At 75.4% G+C, this 1,852-nt stretch carries 1 protein-coding gene; it reads left to right on the top strand.

The features are described from left to right. Window positions 1-129: 129 nt before the first annotated feature. Window positions 130-1,530, top strand: coding sequence for a sigma 54-interacting transcriptional regulator (locus tag GTR00_RS20025; RefSeq protein ID WP_166613299.1), 1,401 nt, complete (start codon window positions 130-132; stop codon window positions 1,528-1,530). The last annotated feature ends 322 nt before the right edge of the window (window positions 1,531-1,852 follow it).

The raw sequence follows: 1,852 nt of genomic DNA on the forward strand, positions 1-1,852 counted from the left end.
CCCCGCGCACCGCCGTCCCCGGCGCGCCGGGGACGGCGGTGCGCGGGGGGTGTGGACGGCGCGGATGCGACGTAGGTTCGGCGCGTGAGCACCCGCGACGACCGCGCCTCGACCGCCACCGCGCTCCCCATGGAGCCGCCCGCCCACCTGCCCCGCACCCTGGGTGCGCTGCGCGCCTCCGGTCACCGGCACGAGACCGTCAAGGAGGAGCTGCGCCGCAACCTGCTGGAGCGCATGCGCGCGGGCCGGGACCGCTTCCCCGGCGTGCTGGGCTACGAGGACACCGTCGCCCCCGAGCTGGAGCGCGCCCTGCTGGCCGGGCACGACGTGGTGCTGCTCGGCGAGCGCGGGCAGGGCAAGACGCGCCTGCTGCGCTCGCTGGTCGGCCTGCTGGACGAGTGGACGCCGGTGATCGAGGGCAGCGAGCTCAACGAGCACCCGTACGCCCCGCTGACCCCGGCCTCGCGCCGGCGCGTGCTGGCCGAGGGCGAGGACCTGGCGGTGGGGTGGCTGCACCGCTCCCTGCGCTACGGCGAGAAGCTGGCCACCCCGGACACCTCGGTGGGCGACCTGATCGGCGACGTGGACCCGGTGAAGGTCGCCGAGGGCCGCGCGCTGGGCGACCCGGAGACGATCCACTTCGGCCTGGTGCCGCGCACCAACCGCGGCGTGTTCGCGATCAACGAGCTGCCGGACCTGGCCGAGCGCATCCAGGTCTCGCTGCTGAACGTGCTGGAGGAGCGCGACATCCAGGTGCGCGGCTACCAGCTGCGCCTGCCGCTGGACCTGCTGCTGGTGGCCAGCGCGAACCCGGAGGACTACACCAACCGCGGGCGCATCATCACGCCGCTGAAGGACCGCTTCGGCGCGGAGGTGCGCACCCACTACCCGCTCGAGGTGGAGCTGGAGGTGGACCTGGTGCGCCAGGAGGCGCGCACGGTGGCGGAGGTGCCCGACCACCTGCTGGAGGTGCTGGCGCGCTTCACCCGCGCGGTGCGCGAGTCGCCGGCGGTGGACCCCGCCTCGGGGGTCTCGGCGCGCTTCTCGATCGCGGCGGCGGAGACGGTGGCGGCGGCGGCGCTGCGCCGGGCGGCGCTGGCCGGGGAGGAGGGCGAGCCGGTGGCGCGGGTGGGCGACCTGCACACGGTGGTCAGCGTGCTGGGCGGCAAGGTGGAGTTCGAGCAGGGCGAGGAGGGCCGCGAGAGCGAGGTGCTGGAGCACCTGCTGCGCACCGCGGTGGCCGAGACGTACCGCGCCCGCCTGGGCGGTGCGGAGCTGTCCGGCTTCAGCGCCCTGGTGACGCAGGGCCGCACGATCGAGACGGGCGACCTGGTGCCGGCGGCGCGGCTGCTGGAGCAGGTGGGCACGGTGCCCGGGCTGGGGCAGGTGCTGGACCGCCTCGGGCTGGGTGACGAGCCGACGCCGGGGCGCGCGGCCTCGGGCGTGGAGTTCGTCCTGGAGTCGCTGCACCTGACGCGCCGGCTGGACAAGCTCGTCCTGGACGACGGGCGCACCGTCTACGGCAGCTGAACGCTCTGCGTGCTCCTCGGTGACGGGCAGTAACGGCCATCCCGCCACCGGGGTGCTCGGTGTCTCCGAACGGGTGCGTGGCGTTTGCTCAGCGCATCGGTGAGCTCTCAATCTCGAGTGGTCACCCGCCGTCTTCGCGGGTGACCCGCAGCGACGGCCCCGGCCGCCGCCGCGGTGCTGCGCGAAGAGAGAGCCCCGATGACCAGCCCTTCCGGACCCGCCCGCGCCTTCACCGTGCGCCGGTGCGCCTTCCACGCGGTCCCCCCGTTCATCGCCGTCGCCCTGGCCGTCGGCCTGGCCGCGCCCGCCTCGGCGGCCGAGG

Origin of the sequence: Kineococcus indalonis (genome assembly GCF_009906395.1) — a bacterium.
GTDB lineage: Bacteria > Actinomycetota > Actinomycetes > Actinomycetales > Kineococcaceae > Kineococcus > Kineococcus indalonis.